The sequence below is a fragment of the Streptomyces sp. NPDC096048 genome (assembly GCF_044763415.1).
In the GTDB taxonomy this organism is placed as follows: domain Bacteria; phylum Actinomycetota; class Actinomycetes; order Streptomycetales; family Streptomycetaceae; genus Streptomyces.
This window is the reverse complement of sequence record NZ_JBIWGG010000012.1, coordinates 215951-235270: the sequence shown is the minus strand read 5'-3', so window position 1 is coordinate 235270 and position 19320 is coordinate 215951. Positions and strand designations below refer to the sequence as shown.

At 71.2% G+C, this 19320-nt stretch carries 19 protein-coding genes and 1 riboswitch; of the genes, 15 read left to right on the top strand and 4 right to left on the bottom strand.

What is annotated here, in order from left to right; all coding sequences use genetic code 11:
- Nucleotides 1-32: 32 nt before the first annotated feature.
- Nucleotides 33-1166 (bottom strand): glycine cleavage system aminomethyltransferase GcvT, encoded by a 1134-nt coding sequence (gcvT, locus tag ACIQ6R_RS31010; protein ID WP_404224891.1) that lies wholly within the window; start codon nt 1164-1166, stop codon nt 33-35.
- Between the two features lie 157 nt (nt 1167-1323).
- Nucleotides 1324-1417, bottom strand: a riboswitch (glycine riboswitch).
- 179 nt (nt 1418-1596) lie between these two features.
- On the opposite strand from gcvT, the gene ACIQ6R_RS31005 reads away from it, so the two are divergent.
- The 9 genes from ACIQ6R_RS31005 (at nt 1597) to ACIQ6R_RS30965 (ending at nt 11646) form a co-directional block, all read left to right on the top strand.
- Nucleotides 1597-2265 carry an AAA family ATPase gene (locus ACIQ6R_RS31005; RefSeq protein WP_404224889.1) on the top strand — a complete coding sequence of 223 codons (669 nt, stop codon included), beginning with the start codon at nt 1597-1599 and terminating at the stop codon, nt 2263-2265.
- A 95-nt stretch (nt 2266-2360) separates the two neighbouring features.
- Nucleotides 2361-3128, top strand: coding sequence for an enhanced serine sensitivity protein SseB (locus ACIQ6R_RS31000; RefSeq protein WP_404224887.1), 768 nt, complete (start codon nt 2361-2363; stop codon nt 3126-3128).
- Between the two features lie 190 nt (nt 3129-3318).
- Nucleotides 3319-4116, top strand: coding sequence for an enhanced serine sensitivity protein SseB C-terminal domain-containing protein (locus ACIQ6R_RS30995; RefSeq protein WP_210960208.1), 798 nt, complete (start codon nt 3319-3321; stop codon nt 4114-4116).
- Between the two features lie 315 nt (nt 4117-4431).
- Nucleotides 4432-5439, top strand: coding sequence for an ABC transporter permease (locus ACIQ6R_RS30990; protein WP_404224885.1), 1008 nt, complete (start codon nt 4432-4434; stop codon nt 5437-5439).
- Nucleotides 5440-5509: 70 nt separating this feature from the next.
- A complete protein-coding gene (locus ACIQ6R_RS30985; RefSeq protein ID WP_404224883.1) occupies nt 5510-7300 on the top strand; it encodes an ABC transporter substrate-binding protein in 1791 nt (596 codons plus the stop codon).
- 108 nt (nt 7301-7408) lie between these two features.
- Nucleotides 7409-8407, top strand: coding sequence for an ABC transporter permease (locus tag ACIQ6R_RS30980; protein WP_404224881.1), 999 nt, complete (start codon nt 7409-7411; stop codon nt 8405-8407).
- Nucleotides 8404-9501, top strand: coding sequence for an ABC transporter ATP-binding protein (locus tag ACIQ6R_RS30975; protein WP_375908641.1), 1098 nt, complete (start codon nt 8404-8406; stop codon nt 9499-9501). Before ACIQ6R_RS30980 ends, ACIQ6R_RS30975 begins: the two co-directional genes overlap by 4 nt.
- Nucleotides 9502-9524: 23 nt before the next feature.
- Nucleotides 9525-10916, top strand: a complete 1392-nt coding sequence (locus tag ACIQ6R_RS30970; protein ID WP_404224879.1) for a dipeptide ABC transporter ATP-binding protein — start codon at nt 9525-9527, stop codon at nt 10914-10916.
- Between the two features lie 70 nt (nt 10917-10986).
- Nucleotides 10987-11646, top strand: coding sequence for a trimeric intracellular cation channel family protein (locus tag ACIQ6R_RS30965; RefSeq protein ID WP_404183387.1), 660 nt, complete (start codon nt 10987-10989; stop codon nt 11644-11646).
- 15 nt (nt 11647-11661) lie between these two features.
- Here the strand turns inward: ACIQ6R_RS30965 and ACIQ6R_RS30960 are convergent, their stop codons facing one another.
- Entirely contained in the window at nt 11662-12885 is a 1224-nt protein-coding gene (locus ACIQ6R_RS30960; RefSeq protein WP_404224874.1) for an erythromycin esterase family protein, read from the bottom strand.
- Nucleotides 12886-12943: 58 nt separating this feature from the next.
- Between ACIQ6R_RS30960 and ACIQ6R_RS30955 the strand changes: the two genes are divergently transcribed.
- Both ACIQ6R_RS30955 and ACIQ6R_RS30950 read left to right on the top strand, forming a co-directional pair.
- On the top strand, nt 12944-13735 hold the full coding sequence (locus ACIQ6R_RS30955) for a TioE family transcriptional regulator (RefSeq protein WP_404224872.1): 792 nt from the start codon (nt 12944-12946) through the stop codon (nt 13733-13735).
- Nucleotides 13736-13760: 25 nt separating this feature from the next.
- The gene (locus ACIQ6R_RS30950) at nt 13761-14621 is read left to right on the top strand and encodes a thioesterase family protein (protein ID WP_404224870.1); all 861 of its coding nucleotides are present in this window, start codon (nt 13761-13763) and stop codon (nt 14619-14621) included.
- 190 nt (nt 14622-14811) lie between these two features.
- Here ACIQ6R_RS30950 and ACIQ6R_RS30945 read toward each other — a convergent pair whose 3' ends face one another.
- Nucleotides 14812-15465, bottom strand: a complete 654-nt coding sequence (locus ACIQ6R_RS30945; RefSeq protein ID WP_404224869.1) for a TetR family transcriptional regulator — start codon at nt 15463-15465, stop codon at nt 14812-14814.
- A 115-nt stretch (nt 15466-15580) separates the two neighbouring features.
- Here ACIQ6R_RS30945 and ACIQ6R_RS30940 point away from each other — a divergent pair, with 115 nt between their 5' ends.
- The 3 genes from ACIQ6R_RS30940 to ACIQ6R_RS30930 all read left to right on the top strand — a co-directional run bounded on the left by ACIQ6R_RS30940 (nt 15581) and on the right by ACIQ6R_RS30930 (nt 17337).
- Entirely contained in the window at nt 15581-15748 is a 168-nt protein-coding gene (locus tag ACIQ6R_RS30940) for a hypothetical protein (RefSeq protein ID WP_375908662.1), read from the top strand.
- Between the two features lie 46 nt (nt 15749-15794).
- The gene (locus tag ACIQ6R_RS30935; protein ID WP_375908665.1) at nt 15795-16064 is read left to right on the top strand and encodes a DUF4190 domain-containing protein; all 270 of its coding nucleotides are present in this window, start codon (nt 15795-15797) and stop codon (nt 16062-16064) included.
- Nucleotides 16065-16167: 103 nt separating this feature from the next.
- The gene (locus ACIQ6R_RS30930) at nt 16168-17337 is read left to right on the top strand and encodes a cysteine desulfurase family protein (RefSeq protein ID WP_404224866.1); all 1170 of its coding nucleotides are present in this window, start codon (nt 16168-16170) and stop codon (nt 17335-17337) included.
- Nucleotides 17338-17356: 19 nt separating this feature from the next.
- Here ACIQ6R_RS30930 and ACIQ6R_RS30925 read toward each other — a convergent pair whose 3' ends face one another.
- Nucleotides 17357-18106, bottom strand: a complete 750-nt coding sequence (locus ACIQ6R_RS30925; RefSeq protein ID WP_404224865.1) for an N-acetylmuramoyl-L-alanine amidase — start codon at nt 18104-18106, stop codon at nt 17357-17359.
- Between the two features lie 60 nt (nt 18107-18166).
- Here ACIQ6R_RS30925 and mnmA point away from each other — a divergent pair, with 60 nt between their 5' ends.
- On the top strand, nt 18167-19297 hold the full coding sequence (gene mnmA, locus ACIQ6R_RS30920; RefSeq protein ID WP_404183363.1) for a tRNA 2-thiouridine(34) synthase MnmA: 1131 nt from the start codon (nt 18167-18169) through the stop codon (nt 19295-19297).
- Nucleotides 19298-19320 lie beyond the last annotated feature (23 nt).

Below are 19320 nucleotides of genomic sequence, written 5' to 3'. Positions count from 1 at the left end.
GGGCGACGAGGGCCCCGCCGTCCGCCCAGTGTCTACTTCTGGCGCTTGTAGAACGGCAGCGCCACGACCTCGTACGGCTCGTGGCTGCCCCGGATGTCCACGCCGACACCCGCGGTGCCGGGTGCCGCGTGCGCGGGGTCGACGTACGCCATGGCGATCGGCTTGCCCAGCGTCGGGGACGGCGCGCCGGAGGTGACCTCGCCGACGGCCTCGCCGCCGGCGACGACCTGGTACCCGGCGCGCGGGACCCGGCGGCCCTCGGCGACCAGGCCGACCAGGACGCGGGGCGGGTTCTGCTCGGCCCGGGAAGCGGCCTCGGTCAGCGCGGCGCGGCCGACGAAGTCGCCCTCCTTCTCGAACTTCACCACCCGGCCGAGCCCGGCGTCGAAGGGCGTCAGCGCGGTCGTCAGCTCGTGCCCGTACAGCGGCATGCCCGCCTCCAGGCGGAGCGTGTCCCGGCACGACAGGCCGCACGGGACCAGCCCGGCGCCTTCGCCCGCCTTGGTCAGCGCCTGCCACAGCTCCACGGCGTGCTCCGGCTTCACGAACAGCTCGAAGCCGTCCTCGCCGGTGTAGCCGGTGCGCGCGATGAGCGCCGGGACGCCGGCCACGGTGCCGGGCAGACCCGCGTAGTACTTCAGGCCGTCCAGGTCGGCGTCGGTGAGCGACGCGAGGATGCCCGGGGACTCCGGGCCCTGCACGGCGAGCAGCGCGTAGGCGTCGCGGTCGTCGCGCACCTCGGCGTCGAAGCCGGCGGCCCGCTCGGTCAGCGCGTCCAGCACCACCTGGGCGTTGGAGGCGTTGGCGACGACCATGTAGTGAGAAGGATCGGCCTCGGTCTCGCCCAGGCGGTAGACGATCAGGTCGTCCAGGATGCCGCCGTCCTCGCGGCAGATCATGGTGTAGCGGGCGCGGCCCGGCTTCACGCTGCCGATGTTGCCGACCAGCGCGAAGTTCAGCAGTTCGGCGGCCTGCGGACCGGTGACCGTGATCTCACCCATGTGCGAGAGGTCGAAGAGTCCGGCCCGGGAGCGCACGGCGAGGTGCTCGTCGCGCTCGGAGCCGTACCGCAGGGGCATGTCCCAGCCGGCGAAGTCGGTCATCGTCGCGCCCAGCGCGCGATGCGTGGCATCGAGCGCGGTACGGCGGAGTTCTGTACTGCTCATCGGTCGGTCGTCTCCCAGGACAGGACGTGGCGAGGTCGATCCTCCCCATCTGTCATCGAAACCTGAGAGGTTCGCCACGACCACCGGAGTACGGCGTCCAGGACTTGCACCTTGGGTGGGGCAGCCCGTCGAGGGGCGGCCCGCTTTTCAGATGTGCCTCGCCCGCGCGGTAACGGGGCCTGAGAGATTCAAGGGAGGGACTTGCTCCTTCGGCGCCCCGGCGCGGCCGGGGACTCTCCCGCGCGGATTCAAACGGCCGGTATGCAGTTGGCGCCGCCATCATTGCACGCCCGGCCGATCCATGGCAGACCGTGATCTGTAACCGGCCTGTGGCAGTAAGCGCACGAAAACGCGAGACCTGCGCATTACCTTCTCTTTACACTCGACGGGGATGGGAACTCGTGAACCGCCCCAGGGGAGGACGATCACGGTGAACAGGACCACGGCGTACGCCACGACCTCGGGTCTCGCGCTGCCCAAGCAGCCGGTCGCCCCAGCACCGGAGGCGTGCGCCGAACTGCCCGCACCCGTCGTCCGCGACCTGCGGGACCGGGGCGGCCACAGTCCGCACGCCCTGCTCTTCGGACCCCGGGACCTGGTGGTGATCACCGGCCTGCCCGGCAGCGGCAAGTCCACGCTGATGGAGCGCACCGTGCGCGGACTGCGGATCGACTCCCAGGACACCCGTGACCGCTGGGACCGCCGCACGCCGCGCTTCCTGCCGTACGGGCTCTACCGCCCCCTCGTCCGCCTCGCCCACTACGCCGGACTGCGCAGGGCGCTGCGCTCCGGCGAGGGCGTGGTCGTGCACGACTGCGGCACCCAGGCCTGGGTGCGCGGCTGGCTGGCCCGCGAGGCCCGCCGCCGGGACGGCACCCTGCACCTGCTGCTGCTCGACGTCGACGCCGGAGCGGCCCTGGCCGGCCAGCGCGAGCGCGGCCGGGGCGTGTCGCGGTACGCGTTCCTGCGCCACCGCGCGGCCAACACCCGCCTGCTGCGCGCGGTGACCGAGGGCACCCTGCCCGCCGGCTGCACCTCGGCGATCCTCCTGGACCGGGCGGCGGCGAACACGCTCCGCCGGATCGCGTTCACGGGGTGACGCACTGCGGGGGTGACGCACTGTAGGGCCGCAGGGCCGAACGGGTTAGCCTTTTCAGCCACAGCAGCGGTACCAGGCAGGCGGTAGGTAGGCAGATGGACTTCCCGGCACAGGCGCACCCCCACCCGCACGGCGGGTGGCCCGGCAACGAGCTGGAGGAGGTGCTGTCCGCCTCCCTCGGCGTGCCGGGCGCCGGCGGCCGGATCGTGGAGGTGCTCGGCCGCAGCTTCGTGTGGATACCGCTGCCGAACGGCGGGGGCCCGAACAGCGGCCCCCTCGACCTGCCCTCGCTGGAGATCGAGGGCCAGGCCTACGTGCCGGTGTTCAGCTCCGAGGAGCAGCTCCGCCAGGTCGCCGGCGCGCAGATGGCGTACTCCATCGCCCCCGCCGCGGAGTTCGCCCGCGGCCTGCCCCCGCAGGTCGGCATCGCCGTCAACCCGGACGGCGTGGTCGGCGTCCCGCTGCCGCCGCCGGCCGTGGCCGAGCTGTGCCGGGCCGACCGCACCCCGCTGGACGGGCCCGCGTCCGGCGGCCGGGTCCGCCTCTTCGAGCCGGACTGGCAGGACGACCCGGTGGACTTCCTGGCCGCGGCCTCCGCCGAGTTCGCCGCCGTCGGCGTCGTACGCACCGCCCGACGCTGCCTGGCCGCCGTCGAGACCGCCGACCCCGTCATGTTCGTCGGCGTCGAACTCACCCACTGGGAGGACGACGCCCGCACCCTCCCCCTGGACGCCCTCGGCCGGGCCCTGGCCAAGGCCCCCCTGAAGACCCAGGTCAACCTGGTCCTCCTGGAGGCGGCCCAGGACCCGGTCTGCGACTGGATGCGGGCGAACGTCCGCCCGTTCTACGACCGCGACTTGTAAAAAAGGCAATCGGCGGGACTCCTGAATGCCGGTCAGGGCAGCCAACCCAGGGGCGCGGGGAACTGCGCGACAGGCCACAGCGGCGTCGCGGACGCAAGACAACCGCACCCCCGAGCTCGTAGGCGCCCCCCGACCGGCGGAGCCTTAAGCTGGTTCCACAACCGGGGAACTTCTCGAAGGGGCGATACACGTGAGCGCCAGCGGCACCACGACCGGGCAGGTCGAGCACATGCTGCGCCAGGTGACGCCCGGGCGCTACGACGCCTACGAGGCCCTGCTGCGCGCCCTCGCCACGCCCACCTCCGGCCAGGTCTGGATGCTGCTCTGGCACGGCCAGGCCGGCTCCCCGGACGCCCAGTACGGGAACATGGAGGTCGAGGGCTACGGCTACGCGCCCTGCGTCACCTCCGCCCAGGAGCTGTCGGCCAGCGGCTGGAACCGGTCGTACGAGGTGGTCGACGGCCTGGAGGTGGCCCGCGCCCTCTACCCCGACCACTACGGCCTCTGGCTCAACCCGCACGCCCCCGGCGGCGGCGTCGGCATCCCCTGGCTGGACCTGCGCCGCATCGCCTCCGGCCTGGACCGTCAGCCCGCGGGGCCGCTGCGCCTGTCCGAACCGGCCATCGAGGTCCCCCAGTTCTACGCCCTGCTCGCGCAGAACGCCCACCGCACCCCGGCGGTCCGCGCGCTCCGCCGCGCCTGGGTGCAGCCGGCGCTCGGCGCGCCCTATCTCGCCATCGGCCTCGACGTGTACGACACCTCGCCGCCTGCCGTCGACGCGGTGCGCGGGATGATGCAGCAGTCCGTCGGCGCGGTGCCGGACGGGCTGCCGGTGTCGACGGTGGCGATGACCGACACCCACGACCCGGTCGCCATGTGGCTGCGCGCCCACGCCCGCCCCTTCTACGACCGCGAGGCCCATGCGGCCGCCCCCGCCCAGGCACCCGCGGGCGGGTACGGATACCCTCCGGCCGGAGGCCGGTACTGACCGTCGCAGGGCCCGTCCCGCCATCGGTGGGCGGACATCTTCGCGCGTAGACGAAGACGTAAGACCCCGCTTTGTCCGTGATGTCCCAACTCGTCCGCGTCCGGCACCCGTTACCCAGTGTCCGGATAACGGAACACCTCAAACAGCATCACGGTTGCGCATCCATTCCCCTTCAAGTCTGGCTACAGATCGCCAAAGCGTTGAAGACTCCCGCAGCAAGGGGTGATTGTCCGCCCCTTTGTACGACGGACTGATCACGCCGCTACAGCGGCAAGTGCGGGCCGGCTACCGCCGGTTGAGAGGGGTCCCTGCCAGATGACGGCACCATTGCACGAGCCGACCGCGGAAGCGGCCCCGAGTGCGGCCGAGGAAGCGGCGGTTGCCGGCGCCGACGCCAAGGCGGTACAGGGGCGTTCCCTGGGCCGGATCGCCTGGGAGCGCTTGAAACGGGACAAGCTGGCTCTGACGGGCGGAATCGTGGTGCTCGTCCTCATCGTGATCGCGGTGCTCGCGCCCCTGATCACCTCCCTCTACGGGCAGGATCCCAACGCCTTCAACGAGGACAAGATCGACCCGCTGTTCGGCACCCCCGTGGGGTCCCTCGGCGGCATCAGCGGCGAGCACTGGCTCGGTGTCGAACCGGTCAACGGCCGCGACGTCTTCGCCCGCATCGTCCACGGCGCCCGGATCTCGCTGCTCGTCGGCTTCCTGTCCGCGCTCGTCGCCGTGGTCATCGGCACCGTCCTGGGTGTCCTGGCAGGCTTCTTCGGCGGCTGGGTCGACGCCCTCATCAGCCGGGTCATGGACGGCCTGCTGGCCTTCCCGCAGCTGCTGTTCATCATCGCGCTGGTCTCCGTCATGCCCGACAACATGCTGGGGCTGAGCGGCACGGGCGTGCGCCTGCTCATGATGATCCTGGTCATCGGCTTCTTCGGCTGGCCCTACATCGGTCGCGTGGTCCGCGGCCAGACGCTCTCGATGCGTGAACGCGAGTACGTCGAGGCGGCCCGGTCCCTGGGAGCCGGACGGTTCTACATCCTCTTCAAGGAACTGCTGCCCAACCTGGTGGCGCCGATCATCGTCTACACCACGATGATGATCCCCACCAACATCCTGACCGAGGCGGCACTCAGCTTCCTGGGTGTGGGCGTCAAGCCGCCCACCTCCTCCTGGGGGCAGATGCTCTCGAGCGCGATCGACTACTACAAGTCGGATCCCATGTACATGGTGATCCCGGGTGTGGCGATCTTCATCACCGTTCTTGCCTTCAACCTCTTCGGGGACGGCGTACGCGACGCGCTGGACCCGAAGGGCTCCCGCTGACCTGCCGTACCGGCAAGCGACCCGTGGCACCTGCACGGGGTCTCTCATCTAATCCGGAGGATCCGAGATCGTGACTACCCAACGCACCTCAGGGCGGCGCAAGCAGGCTTTGGCCGCTGCCGCAGTGGTCGCCGCGCTGCTGACCACCGCGGCGTGCGGCGGCGGCGGAGACGACAGCAACGGCGGTTCGAAGAACGGCGCCGCCGGCTTCGACGCGGCCAACAACAAGGTCCTTCAGGCCTCCGAGGCCAAGAAGGGCGGGACGCTGAAGTTCGCCAGCACGCAGGACGCCGACTCGTGGGACACCACGCGCGGCTACTACGGCTTCATGTGGAACTTCTCCCGCTACTACAGCCGCCAGCTCGTCACGAACAAGACCGAGCCCGGCGCCGCCGGCGCGCAGGTCACCCCCGACCTCGCCACCGGGCTGGCCAAGGTCTCGGACGACGGCAAGACCTACACGTACACCCTCCGTGACGGCGTCACCTGGGAGGACGGCAAGCCGATCACGTCCAAGGACGTCAAGTACGGCATCGAGCGCGTCTGGGCGCAGGACGTGCTGTCCGGCGGTCCGGTCTACCTGAAGGACGTCCTCGACCCCAAGGGCGAGTACCCGGGCCCCTACAAGGACAAGTCCAAGGACAAGCTCGGTCTGAAGGCGATCGAGACGCCGGACGACAAGACCATCGTCTTCAAGCTGCCGCAGGCCAACTCGGACTTCGAGGAGATGCTCGCGCTGACCTCGGCGTCCCCGGTCCGCCAGGACAAGGACACCAAGTCCAAGTACGGCCTGCGCCCGTTCTCCTCGGGCCCGTACAAGTTCGAGTCCTACAACCCGGGCAAGGACCTCACCCTGGTCCGCAACACCGAGTGGAAGCAGGACTCGGACCCGGTCCGCAAGGCGTACCCGGACAAGATCACGATCAAGTTCTTCTCCAACGCCAACGACCTGGACGCCCGTCTGGTCGCCGGCGACTACGACATCGACCTGGCCCAGACCGGCATGTCCCCGCAGGGCCGCACCACCGCCCTGAAGGAGCACAAGGGCAACCTGGACAACCCGGTCTCGGGTTACATCCGGTACGCCTCGTTCCCGCAGAACGTGAAGCCGTTCGACAACATCCACTGCCGCAAGGCGGTGCTGTACGGGGCCGACCACGTCTCGCTGCAGACCGCGCGCGGCGGCCCGGTCGCCGGTGGCGACATCGGCACCAACATGCTGCCGCCGTCCGTCCCGGGCTCCGAGGGCCAGAAGTACGACCCGTACGGCATGGCCGGTGAGAACAAGAAGGGCAACGTCGAGAAGGCCAAGGAAGAGCTGAAGGCCTGCGGCAAGCCCAACGGGTTCAAGACCACCATCGCCGTCCGCAACAACAAGCCGGTCGAGGTGGCCACCGCCGAGTCCCTCCAGGCGTCGCTGAAGAAGGTCGGCATCGACGTCGAGATCGACCAGTACGACGGCGCCCAGTACGCCAGCACCGTCGGCAGCCCTTCGAACGTGAAGAAGAAGGGCTACGGCATCATCATCATGGGCTGGGGCCCGGACTTCCCGTCCGTGCAGGGCTACGGTCTGCCGCTGTGGCACAGCGAGTACATCCTCGAGAGCGCGAACAACAACTTCGCGATGATCGACGACAAGAAGATCGACGGTCTCTTCGCGGACTACCTGACCCAGCTGGACGACGCGGGCAAGGCCAAGATCGCGACGGAGATCAACCACAAGGTGATGGAGGGCGCGTACTACCTGCCCTTCGTCTTCGAGAAGTTCATCAACTGGCGCTCCAGCCGACTGGCGAACGTGTACACCACCGACGGCTACAGCGGTATGTACGACTTCGTCAACCTCGGCCTGAAGAAGTAACCGGTACACCCGCCGTACGGCACGAAAGGCAGGTGAAGGCCGGCGCGGCGTGACCGTGGGCCGCCGGAAGACCTCCGGCGGCCCGCGATCCGCAGCGGGCCGCAACCCGTGCTCGCTTATCTCATCAGGCGGCTGTTCGCCGCCGCAGTGATGCTGGTGGTCATCATTCTGGTGGTCTTCGGCATCTTCTTCCTCGTCCCCAAGTGGGCGGGCGTCGACGTCGCCCTGAGCTTCGTGGGCAAGCAGGCCGACCCTGCCGCCGTCGAGGGTGTGCGACAGAAGCTGGGTCTGAGCGACCCGGTCTTCGTCCAGGCCTGGGAGTTCTTCAAGGGCATCTTCGCGGGCCGTACCTACGCGGCCGGCGGCGACGTCACCCACTGCTCCGCGCCGTGCTTCGGCTACTCCTTCCGCACCGAGCAGTCCGTCTGGCCGGTGCTGACCGAGCGTTTCCCGGTGACCCTGGCTCTCGCGCTCGGTGCGGCCGTCCTGTGGCTGATCTTCGGTCTCGCCGCCGGTGTGCTCTCCGCGCTCAAGCGGGGCACCCTGTGGGACCGCGGCGCGATGGTCGTCGCGCTGGCGGGCGTCTCCCTCCCCATCTACTTCACCGGTCTGCTCAGCCTGGCGATCTTCTCCTACGGACTGGGCTGGATCAGCGGTGAGTTCGTGCCCCTGGAGGAGAGCCTCACCGGCTGGCTCGGCGGCATGATCCTGCCCTGGGTCACCCTGGCCTTCCTGTACGCCGCGATGTACGCCCGGATCACCCGGGCCACCATGATGGAGATCCTCGGCGAGGACTACATCCGCACCGCGCGTGCCAAGGGCCTCCGGGAGCAGGTCGTCATCCGCAAGCACGCCATGCGGTCGACCCTGACCCCGCTGCTCACCATGCTCGGCATGGACCTCGGCGCCCTCATGGGCGGCGCGATCCTGACCGAGACCACGTTCAGCCTCCCCGGCCTCGGCCAGAAGGTGCTGGACGCGATCCAGAACCAGGACCTGCCCTTTATCCTGGGCGTCGTCCTGATCACTTCTCTCGCGGTGCTGATCGCCAACCTCGTGGTGGACATCCTGTACGCCGTGATCGACCCCCGAGTGAGGCTCGCATGACCGACCTCAGCAAGAGCGGAGCAGCCGTGGGCGAGCCCACCGGCACCTCGCCCACACCCAAGGCCTTCCTCGAAGTACGCGACCTGAAGGTGCACTTCCCGACCGACGACGGCCTGGTCAAGTCCGTCGACGGGCTCAGCTTCCAGCTGGAGAAGGGCAAGACCCTCGGCATCGTGGGCGAGTCCGGCTCCGGCAAGTCGGTGACCTCGCTCGGCATCATGGGCCTGCACACCGCCGGACAGTACGGCAGGCGCAAGGCGCAGATCACGGGTGAAATCTGGCTGGACGGCACCGAGCTGCTGTCCGCCGACCCCGACGAGGTGCGCAAGCTGCGCGGCCGGCAGATGTCGATGATCTTCCAGGACCCGCTGTCCGCGCTGCACCCGTACTACACGATCGGCCAGCAGATCGTGGAGGCGTACCGCGTCCACCACGACGTGGACAAGAAGACCGCCAAGCGCCGTGCCGTGGAGATGCTCGACCGCGTCGGCATCCCGCAGCCGGACAAGCGGGTGGACAGCTACCCGCACGAGTTCTCCGGCGGTATGCGCCAGCGCGCGATGATCGCGATGTCGCTGGTCAACAACCCCGAGCTGCTCATCGCGGACGAGCCGACGACCGCCCTGGACGTGACCGTCCAGGCGCAGATCCTCGACCTCATCCGCGATCTGCAGACGGAGTTCGGCTCCGCGGTCATCATCATCACCCACGACCTGGGCGTCGTCGCCGAGCTGGCCGACGACCTCCTGGTGATGTACGGCGGCCGGTGCGTCGAGCGAGGACCGGCGGAGAAGGTGTTCTACGAGCCCCGGCACCCCTACACGTGGGGCCTGCTCGGCTCGATGCCGCGGCTCGACCGCGACCAGCAGGAACGCCTCATCCCGGTCAAGGGCTCCCCGCCCTCTCTCATCAACCTGCCGTCCGGCTGCGCCTTCAACCCGCGCTGCCCGTACGCCGACGTGCCCAAGGACGACATCACGCGCACGGTCCGCCCCGAGCTGGCCGAGGTCGGCAGCAAGCACTGGGCCGCCTGCCACATGTCGCAGGAGCAGCGGGAGCGTATCTGGACCGAAGAGATTGCGCCGAAGCTGTGAGCGAGAACGCCAAGGACGAAGCAGTGGCCATCCCTGCGCAGAGCGACGGCACACAGAGCGAGGCCGCCGGCACCGCCACCCTCACCAAGGGCGCCGCCCCCGGCGAGACCCTGCTGAAGGTGACCGGGCTGCAGAAGCACTTCCCGATCAAGAAGGGCCTGCTGCAGCGCCAGGTCGGCGCGGTGCGCGCCGTCGACGGCATCGACTTCGAGGTGAAGTCCGGCGAGACCCTCGGTGTCGTGGGCGAGTCGGGCTGCGGCAAGTCGACCATGGGCCGGCTGATCACCCGGCTCCTGGAGCCGACCGCCGGCAAGGTCGAGTTCGAGGGCCAGGACATCACCCACCTCGGGGTCGGCGGGATGCGCCCGCTGCGCCGCGACGTGCAGATGATCTTCCAGGACCCGTACTCCTCGCTGAACCCGCGCCACACCATCGGCACGATCATCAGCGCCCCCTTCAAGCTCCAGGGCGTCGAGCCCGAGGGCGGGGTCAAGAAGGAGGTGCAGCGGCTGCTGTCGGTGGTCGGTCTCAACCCCGAGCACTACAACCGCTACCCGCACGAGTTCTCCGGCGGCCAGCGCCAGCGCATCGGCATCGCCCGCGCGCTCGCGCTGAACCCGAAGCTGGTCGTGGCCGACGAGCCGGTCTCCGCGCTCGACGTGTCGATCCAGGCCCAGGTCGTCAACCTGCTCGACGACCTCCAGACCGAGCTGGGCCTGACGTACGTGATCATCGCGCACGACCTGTCCGTCGTCCGGCACGTCTCGGACCGGATCGCGGTGATGTACCTCGGCAAGATCATGGAGCTGGCCGACCGCGACCTGCTCTACAAGTCGCCGATGCACCCGTACACCAAGGCGCTGATGTCGGCGGTCCCGATCCCGGACCCCGCGCGCAAGTCGACCAAGAGCGAGCGCATCCTGCTCAAGGGCGACGTGCCCTCGCCGATCTCCCCGCCGAGCGGGTGCCGCTTCCACACCCGGTGCTGGAAGGCGACGCAGATCTGCGAGACGACCGAGCCGCCGCTGAAGGAGCTGCGCCCCGGCCAGCAGGTGGCCTGCCACCACCCGGAGAACTTCGAGGACCAGGCCCCGCAGGACGTCGTCCTGCTCTCCGACGCCAAGGAGGCGGCGGAGCTGGTGTCCGAGAAGGCACTGGCGGAGTCGGCGCAGACCTCGGCGGCGGTGGCCACGGAGGCCGAGGCGTCGGACGCCACCAAGGCCGGGGCGACGGACGCCACGGAGGCCGGGGCGACGGACGCCACCAAGGCCGGGGCGACGGACGCCACCAAGGCCGAGGCGACGGACACCACCAAGGCCGAGGCCGTCGCCGAGCCTGCGGAGGGCACGGGTCCGGCCGAGGGCACGGGTCCGGCCGAGAGCACCGACGAGGAGCCTCCCGCCAAGGGGAAGTGACCTCGTCCCGCCGGTGAGCCCCCGCCTTCGTCCGTAAGGCGGGGGCTCACCGGCAGGTGAGAATGTCGGGGTGTACGAGCAACTCTTCAGCCCCACCGTCCAGCACACGCTCGACCTGATCGGCATCTTCGTCTTCGCCATCTCGGGCGCGCTGCTGGCCGTACGCAAGAACTTCGACGTCTTCGGCATCGCCGTCCTCGCCGAGGTCACCGCGCTGGGCGGCGGGCTCTTCCGGGACCTGGTCATCGGCGCCGTACCGCCCGCGGCCTTCACGGACCTGGGCTACTTCATCACTCCGCTCTTCGCCACCCTGCTGGTCTTCTTCCTCCATCCCCACGTGGAGCGCCTCCAGACCGGCGTGAACATCTTCGACGCGGCCGGCCTCGGCCTGTTCTGCGTCGCCGGCACGACCAAGGCGTACGACTACGGGCTCGGCCTGACCGCCTCCGCCTGCCTGGGCCTGGCCACCGCGGTGGGCGGCGGCGTACTGCGGGACGTGCTGGCCAACGAGGTGCCCTCGCTGCTGCGCTGGGACCGCGACCTCTACGCCGTCCCCGCCATCGTCGGCGCCACCATGGTCGCCCTGTGCATCCGGTACGACGCCCTCACCTCGTTCACCACCGGGCTCGCCGTGGTCACGGCCTTCGTCCTGCGCCTGCTCGCCCTGCGGTTCCACTGGCGGGCGCCGCGCGCCTGGAACCGGCGGTCGACGGTGACGGAGGGAGAGTGAGGTCTCCCGGTCCGTTCAGCGCCTGTCCGGGACGTCCTTGACGAACACCAACCCGTCGATCGCGGCCAGGTGGCCGGGGTCGAGCGAGGCGTAGCCGAACCAGGGGGACACGCGGGGCGCGGGCCCCGGGTCGCCGAGGGCGGCGGCCAGCCGGGAGGCGTCGACCACGCAACGGTCCTCCGGGAGCCCGTACAGGAGTCCTTCGACGGTGTCCGGCGGCGGGGTGTCCACTCCCTGGTGCCGGATCGTGCCGAGGGCCGTGGCGAAGAAGGCGTACTCCTCGCCGAGCCGGGCGCTCACCAGTGCACCGGCGCTCCACCACTCCACCGGCCCCTGCCACATCCGCATCGTGCTCTTCGCCCGCTGGAGATGGGAGTTCTGGGCGTGGACGAGGGCCGGGCCCCGGTCGGCGAGCGCGAGGAGGTTCTCGGCCATCATCCGGTCCCGCACGCCCAGCAGCCGGTTCATGCGCGCCGGTGAGCTGTCGGCCATCCAGTAGTGGTAGGTCAGCAGGCCGGTCGCGGTGCGCCCGTACAGGCACGCCCGGTCCCAGTCGTCCCGCGAGGTCGCCGCGAGCAGGTGCGGCGTCTGCTCGTCGAGCAGCGACACCAGGTCGTCGGCGAGCAGACGCAGCTCCCGGGCCTCGGCCGACCGCCCTGCGGACCGGGCCGGGTCCGTCATCGCGGCGGGCTCGGTCCACCGGTCGTCGGCGCCGAGCAGGCGGTCGAGCGTTTCCGCGGTGCACGGGAGCAGGTCCGCGTCCACCCGGGCCGCGAGGTAGCCGTGGAGCGCGGTGAGGGCCTGGCGGGGGCCGGCGGCGCCGGTGATCTCCAGCGGTCCGTCGAAACCGGCGAAGCGGAGCCGATCGGAGGCGGGCCGGCCGTCGCGGTGGACGCGCTCGTTGTGGGCGCGCATCCAGCGCACGAGCTCGCGGTTGCCCGGGTACGCGCCCCATCCGTGGCTGAACCCGCGCGCCATGACCTCATCGAGGGTGCCCGTGCCCGAGGTGACGTAGTCGTCCACGACCAGGCCCAGCAGGCAGTCGCTCTCGATCGCGATCGTCCGGTACCCCTCCTCCTCGACGAGCTGTTGGAAGAGGCCGTTGCGCACGTCGAGCAGAGTGTCCTCACCATGGGTGGGCTCGCCCAGGGCGAGCAGCCGGGGCCGGGCGGGGAGCAGCCGCATGACGGCGGCGGCCTCGACGGGGTGGGCGGTGTCCTTGATGCCAGTGTTCGCCATACCTTCAACCGTATCGTTGGACTTTCGATTGAAGCTTTCCGGCGATACCGTCCGGACCATGGCTCGGAAGCTTCAAAGCGGTGGCAAGCTCAGGCCGATCGACCTGGCACGCGGGCACGGTCTGTCCACGCAGGCCGTCCGGAACTACGAGGAGGCCGGCATCCTCCCGGACGCCGACCGCACGGCCCACGGATACCGCACCTACACCTCGCTGCACGCGCGGGCGCTGGGCGCCTTCCTCGCCCTGGTGTCCGGCCACGGCCACCAGCCGGCGGCGTCGATCATGCGGGCCGTGAACCGGGGTGCCGTGGACGAGGCGTACCGGCTCATCGACGAGAGCCACGCCCAACTGCTCGACGACCGGCGCACGCTCCGGGCCGTGGAGGGCGCGGTGCGGGACCTGGCGCCCGCCACGGCGCCCGCCCCAGGGGCGGCGGCGTCCGGTTCCGGCGGCACCTTCGTCGGGCCGCTCGCGGCGGAGCTCGGTATCCGGCCCGCGACGCTGCGCAAGTGGGAGCGGGCCGGGCTGGTCCACCCGCGCCGCGACCCGCGCACCGGGTACCGCGTCTACGACGAGGCGGACGTACGGGATGCCCGGCTGGCCCACCAACTCAGGCGGGGCGGCTACCTGTTGGAGCAGATCGCCCCCGTGATCGCGCAGGTCCGGTCCGCGGGCGGGCTGGAGCCGTTGGAGGCCACCCTGCGCGACTGGCACGACCGGGTGTCCGCCCGCGGGCGGGCGATGCTGACGGGGGCCGCCGAACTGGAGGCGTACCTCCGGGAGCGGGGCCGGAATACCGGCGTGGCGGCGGGGGCGGGGAAGGGGGAGAACGGAAAAGCTACCGCTTAGTATTCGTGTGTTGTACCGTGCACCCATGCCAGAAGCAGCCTCCGCAGCGGCCACGCGGGCCACCATCGGTGACAGCGAGTTCGACCGGGACACCGCCGTCACCCGGCGTGCCCCGGGTGTCTACGACATCGACCTCTCCGCCGGCTGGACGATCATCAACGCCGTCAACGGCGGCTATCTGCTGGCCGTCCTGGGCCGCGCCCTCGGGGACGCCCTCCCGCACCCCGACCCCTTCACCATCTCGGCGCACTACCTCACCGCCTCCCGGCCGGGCCCGGCGGTCGTGCGCACCGAGGCCGTCCGTACGGGGCGCACCCTCTCCACCGGCCAGGCCTCCCTCTTCCAGTACGACGACGAGGGCAACGAGGTCGAGCGCATCCGTGTCCTCGCCTCCTACGGCGACCTCGACACGCTGCCCGACGACGTCCGCACCTCGGCGAACCCGCCCGCGATCCCGCCGATGGACCAGTGCTTCGGCACGCAGGACGGCCCCGCCCCCGTCGAGGGCAGCTCGGCCATCGCCGACCGGCTGATGCTCAAGCTGGACCCCGCCACGCTGGGCTGGGCGCTCGGACAGCCCTCCGGCCGGGGCGAGATGCGGGCCTGGTTCGGACTCGCCGACGGCCGCGACGCGGACCCCCTGTCGATGCTCCTCGCGGTGGACGCGCTGCCCCCGACCGCCTTCGAACTGGGGCTCAAGGGCTGGGTGCCGACGGTCGAGCTGACCGCGCACGTGCGGTGCCGCCCGGCGCCGGGCCCTCTGCGCGTCTCCATCACCACCCGCAACCTCGCCGGCGGCTTCCTGGAGGAGGACGCCGAGGTCTGGGACAGCGCCGACCGCCTGGTGGCCCAGTCCCGCCAGCTCGCCCGGGTCCGGCTCGGCTGACCGGCGGTCACCAGGGGTGGGCCGGCGCCCCGTGAAGTCCGGCCGTACCGCCCGCCGGGACGTCGAGGCCCTGTCCGCCTCCGGCGTCCCGGTCCGAGGCGTGCCCCGCCTCCGGCGTCCCGGTCCGGTGCGTGTCCGTCGGGGGCGGGGTCGGCGGTCGGCGGTCGGCGGCCGGGGGTCGGGGGGGGCGTCAGTCCAGCCAGTGCCGGCGGCCGATGCTGATCAGCCGCATCTGCCGGGTCGCGATGTCGGCGGCGCGCCTGCGCACCTCGTCCGGAGCCTCCTGGGCCTCGTGGGCTTCCTGGGCCTCCAGCGCCTCCAGGAAGAGGGAGCCCGTGACGAGCATCTGGTCGACGTAGAGGCCCGCGAGCATCAGCAGGTCGGCGTCGCTCCAGCCGGCCGACAGGGGATCCTTGGCCAGCTCGGTCTTCACCTCCCGGGCGAACCGGGCGAGCTGCTCCCGTATGGCGTCCCGCACCGGCTGGACCCCGCCGTGCCGTTCCCGGGCGATGAACCGGACGTGGGCGGGGTGCGCGGCCACATGGCCGGCGATCAACTCGACCGCGCGGGCGATGCGTTCGTCGCTGTCCTCGGCCGGTGACACCGTGGTCCGGATCATCGGATGCAGGCTGCCCAGCGCTTCCTCGACCAGCGCCACGCCCAGGTCGGCGACGGAGGGGAAGTGCCGGTAGAAGGCGGTCGGGGCGACGCCCACGGCGCGGGTGACCTCGCGCAGGCCCAGGCTGCTCAGACTCTGCTCCTCCAGCAGTCCGAGGGCCGCGTCCATCAGCGCCTGCCGGGTCTTCTGCTTCTGGGCCTGCCGAACCCCGGGGATGTGACTCATACCATGCAGTTAACAACTGTTCTCTGTAATTGAAAAGCCGTGCGGCGCGCTAGACTGAAAAGTCAGTGAACAACTGTAACCACAATCGTTCACCCAAGGTTGGGGGATCCGCTCCATGCTGTTTCTCGTCGCCGCACTTCTGCTCCTCGGCGTGATGCTGGGCACCGTCGCCCACGCACCGCTCACCTTCTCCGTCGCCGTCGGCCTGGTCATCGCCGTCTGGCTCGGCATCTTCGCGATCCGCGAGCGGCACGGCCGCCGACGGAGCACCTCCGCCCACTGACGCACGGCGCTGATGCACGTCACTGACGCACGGCAGGGAGAACACCATGCAGCTCACCGCACCGGCCACCACCCGCCGGACCGGCATCCGGGACACCGACGGCATGGCCGTCGCCTCCTTCGTCCTCGGCCTGCTCGGTCTGCTCGTCCTCAACGTCTTCCTCGGTCCGATGGCCATCGCGCTCGCGAGCGTCGCCCTGTGGCGCGGCACCGCCCGGCGCGGCCGGGCCCTCCTCGGCCTCGGGCTGGGCATCGCCGACCTGTTGGTCCTGGTGGCGTTCATGGCCGCGGACGACACGATGTCGTGGAGCCTTTGAGCCGCGCCGCGGGCCCTGTGACCCGTCGCGGCGTGCACGGCTCGCGCAGAGGCCAACCTTGCTCTGAGGCCGGGCGGCACCGCCCCGTAGAATCGGCCGCACCATGGCTTACCTCGACCACGCCGCGACCACCCCGATGCTTCCCGAGGCAGTCGAGGCGCTCACCGCGCACCTGAGCGTCACCGGCAACGCCTCCTCCCTCCACGCGTCCGGCCGCCGCGCACGGCGCACCGTCGAGGAGGCCCGCGAGACCCTCGCCGAAGCTCTCGGGGCCCGCCCCAGCGAGGTGGTCCTCACCGCCGGCGGCACCGAGGCCGACAACCTCGCCGTCAAGGGCCTGTACTGGGCCCGCCGCGACGCCGACCCGGCCCGCACCCGGGTCCTGGCCAGTCCCGTCGAGCACCACGCGGTCCTCGACGCCGTCCACTGGCTCGGCGAACACGAGGGCGCGAGGATCGAGTACCTGCCGGTCGACGCCCACGGCCGCGTCCACCCCGAGGCGCTGCGCGAGGCCATCGCCCGCGACCCGGCCGACGTGGCCCTCGCCACCGTCATGTGGGCCAACAACGAGATCGGCACGATCATGCCGGTCCGCGAACTCGCCGACGTGACCGCCGAGTTCGACGTTCCGCTGCACTCCGACGCGGTCCAGGCGATCGGTCAGCTCCCGGTCGACTTCGCCGCCTCCGGACTCGCGGCGATGACGGTTTCCGGCCACAAGATCGGCGGCCCCTACGGCATCGGCGCGCTGCTCCTGGGCCGCGAGTACAGCCCCGTGCCGGTCCTGCACGGCGGCGGCCAGGAACGCCACGTCCGCTCCGGCACCCTCGACGTCCCCGCCGTCGCCTCCTTCGCGGTCGCCGGCCGCCTCGCCGCCGAGCAGCACGAGTGGTTCGCCCGCGAGATCGGCGCCCTGCGCGACGACCTGGTCGACGCGGTCCGTACGGCGGTGCCGGACGCGATCCTCGGCGGCGACCCGGCACCGGAGGGCCGCCTCCCGGCCAACGCCCACTTCACCTTCCCCGGCTGCGAGGGCGACTCCCTTCTCCTCCTGCTCGACGCCCAGGGCATCGAGTGCTCCACCGGCTCCGCCTGCACCGCGGGCGTCGCCCAGCCCAGCCACGTCCTGCTGGCCACCGGCACCGACCCCGACCTGGCCCGCGGCACGCTGCGCTTCTCCCTCGGCCACACCTCCACGGAGGCGGACGTCGAGGCGCTCGCCAAGGCCATCGGCCCGGCGGTGGAACGGGCCAGGGCGGCCGGGCTGACGTAGCCGACGAGGGGGACGGCGGTCAGGCGCTCTTCGAGGCGCCGGGGGAGGGGGTGCTCGTCGCCGCACGCCGCACCAGCTTCATGTACCGGTCCCAGTCCCAGTGCGGCCCCGGATCGGTGTGGTCGGTGCCCGGCACCTCCACGTGGCCGATGATGTGCTCGCGGTCCAGGGGTATCTCGTACCGCGCGCAGATCCTCGCCGTCAGCCGCGCGGAGGCCGCGTACATCTCGTCGGTGAAGTCCCGCGGACGGTCCACGAAGCCCTCGTGCTCGATGCCGACACTGCGCTCGTTGTAGTCGCGGTCGCCCGCGTGGTAGGCCACGTCCAGCTCGCGGATCATCTGCGTGACGCGTCCGTCCTGTCCGACGATGTAGTGCGTGGCCGCCTTGTGCCCCGGGTCCTGGAACGCCCTGACCGCGCTCGCGAAACTGCCCTGCGTGACATGGACGATCACCATGTCGACGCCGAAGTCGTCGGGCCGGTCGGCACGCCGCCAGTTCTCGTCCGACGCCGCCACCCACCGCGCGCCGCTGTAATCGACCGCGCCCGCCTCGCGAGGCCGCTCCACTCCCGGCACGCGCCACCACAGACGGGCCAGCTCGTCGCGGGCCAGCACCGCCGTGCCCACGGCCGCCGCCGTGCCGCCGACGACCAGCGCCCGACGGCCGATGCGCCGGTCCCCGTCCTTGGAACCGCCGGTGGAACCGCCGGCGGGTCCTTTGCCGGATCCACCGGTGGATGCGCTTCTGGATTCGTGCTTCGCCCCCATGCGATCTTCAACGCATACTCGCGCGCTCCGGTTCCCGCCTCCCCGTACCCTGGAAGGGTTATGACTGAGACCCCGCAGCCCACCCGTCCCCTCCGCGTCCTCGCCGCCATGTCGGGCGGAGTCGACTCCGCCGTCGCCGCCGCCCGCGCGGCCGAGGCGGGGCACGACGTGACCGGCGTCCACCTCGCGCTCTCCGCGAACCCGCAATCCTTCCGCACGGGCGCGCGCGGCTGTTGCACCATCGAGGACTCGCGGGACGCGCGCCGCGCCGCGGACGTCATCGGCATCCCGTTCTACGTGTGGGACCTCGCCGACCGCTTCCGGGAGGACGTGGTCGAGGACTTCGTCGCGGAGTACGAGGCAGGCCGCACCCCGAACCCCTGCCTGCGCTGCAACGAGAAGATCAAGTTCGCCGCGCTGCTCGACAAGGCGCTGGCCCTCGGCTTCGACGCCGTCTGCACCGGCCACTACGCCCAGGTGGTCCGGCGGGAGGACGGCACCCGCGAGCTGCACCGCGCCTCCGACATGGCCAAGGACCAGAGCTACGTCCTCGGCGTGCTGGACGACCGGCAGCTCGCGCACGCGATGTTCCCGCTCGGCGACACGCTCACCACCAAGGACGAGATCCGCGCGGAGGCCGAGCGCCGGGGACTGGCGGTCGCCAAGAAGCCCGACTCGCACGACATCTGCTTCATCGCGGACGGCGACACCCAGGGTTTCCTGGCCGACCGGCTCGGCCGCTCCGAGGGCGACATCGTCGACGAGGCCGGCAACCGCCTCGGCACCCACGAGGGCGCGTACGGCTACACCATCGGCCAGCGCAAGGGCCTCAGGATCGGCACGCCCGCCCCCGACGGCAAGCCCCGCTACGTCCTGGACATCTCCCCGGTGACCAACACGGTGACGGTCGGCCCCGCGGACGCCCTGGACGTCAACGCGCTGCGGGCGATCAAGCCCCGCTGGTGCGGCGCCGCCCCGACCGGACCCGGCACCTACACCGCCCAGCTCCGCGCCCACGGCGGCGAGAGTGAGGTACGGGCCGAAGTGGTCGACGGCGCCCTGGAGGTGTCGTTCCGGGAGCCGGTGCGCGGCGTCGCCCCCGGCCAGGCGATCGTGCTGTACGACGGCACCCGCGTGGTGGGCTCGGCGACGATCGCGTCCACCACGCGCGCGACGGCCGGCGTGGCCTGAGCCGCGGGACGGCGCCGCGCTCC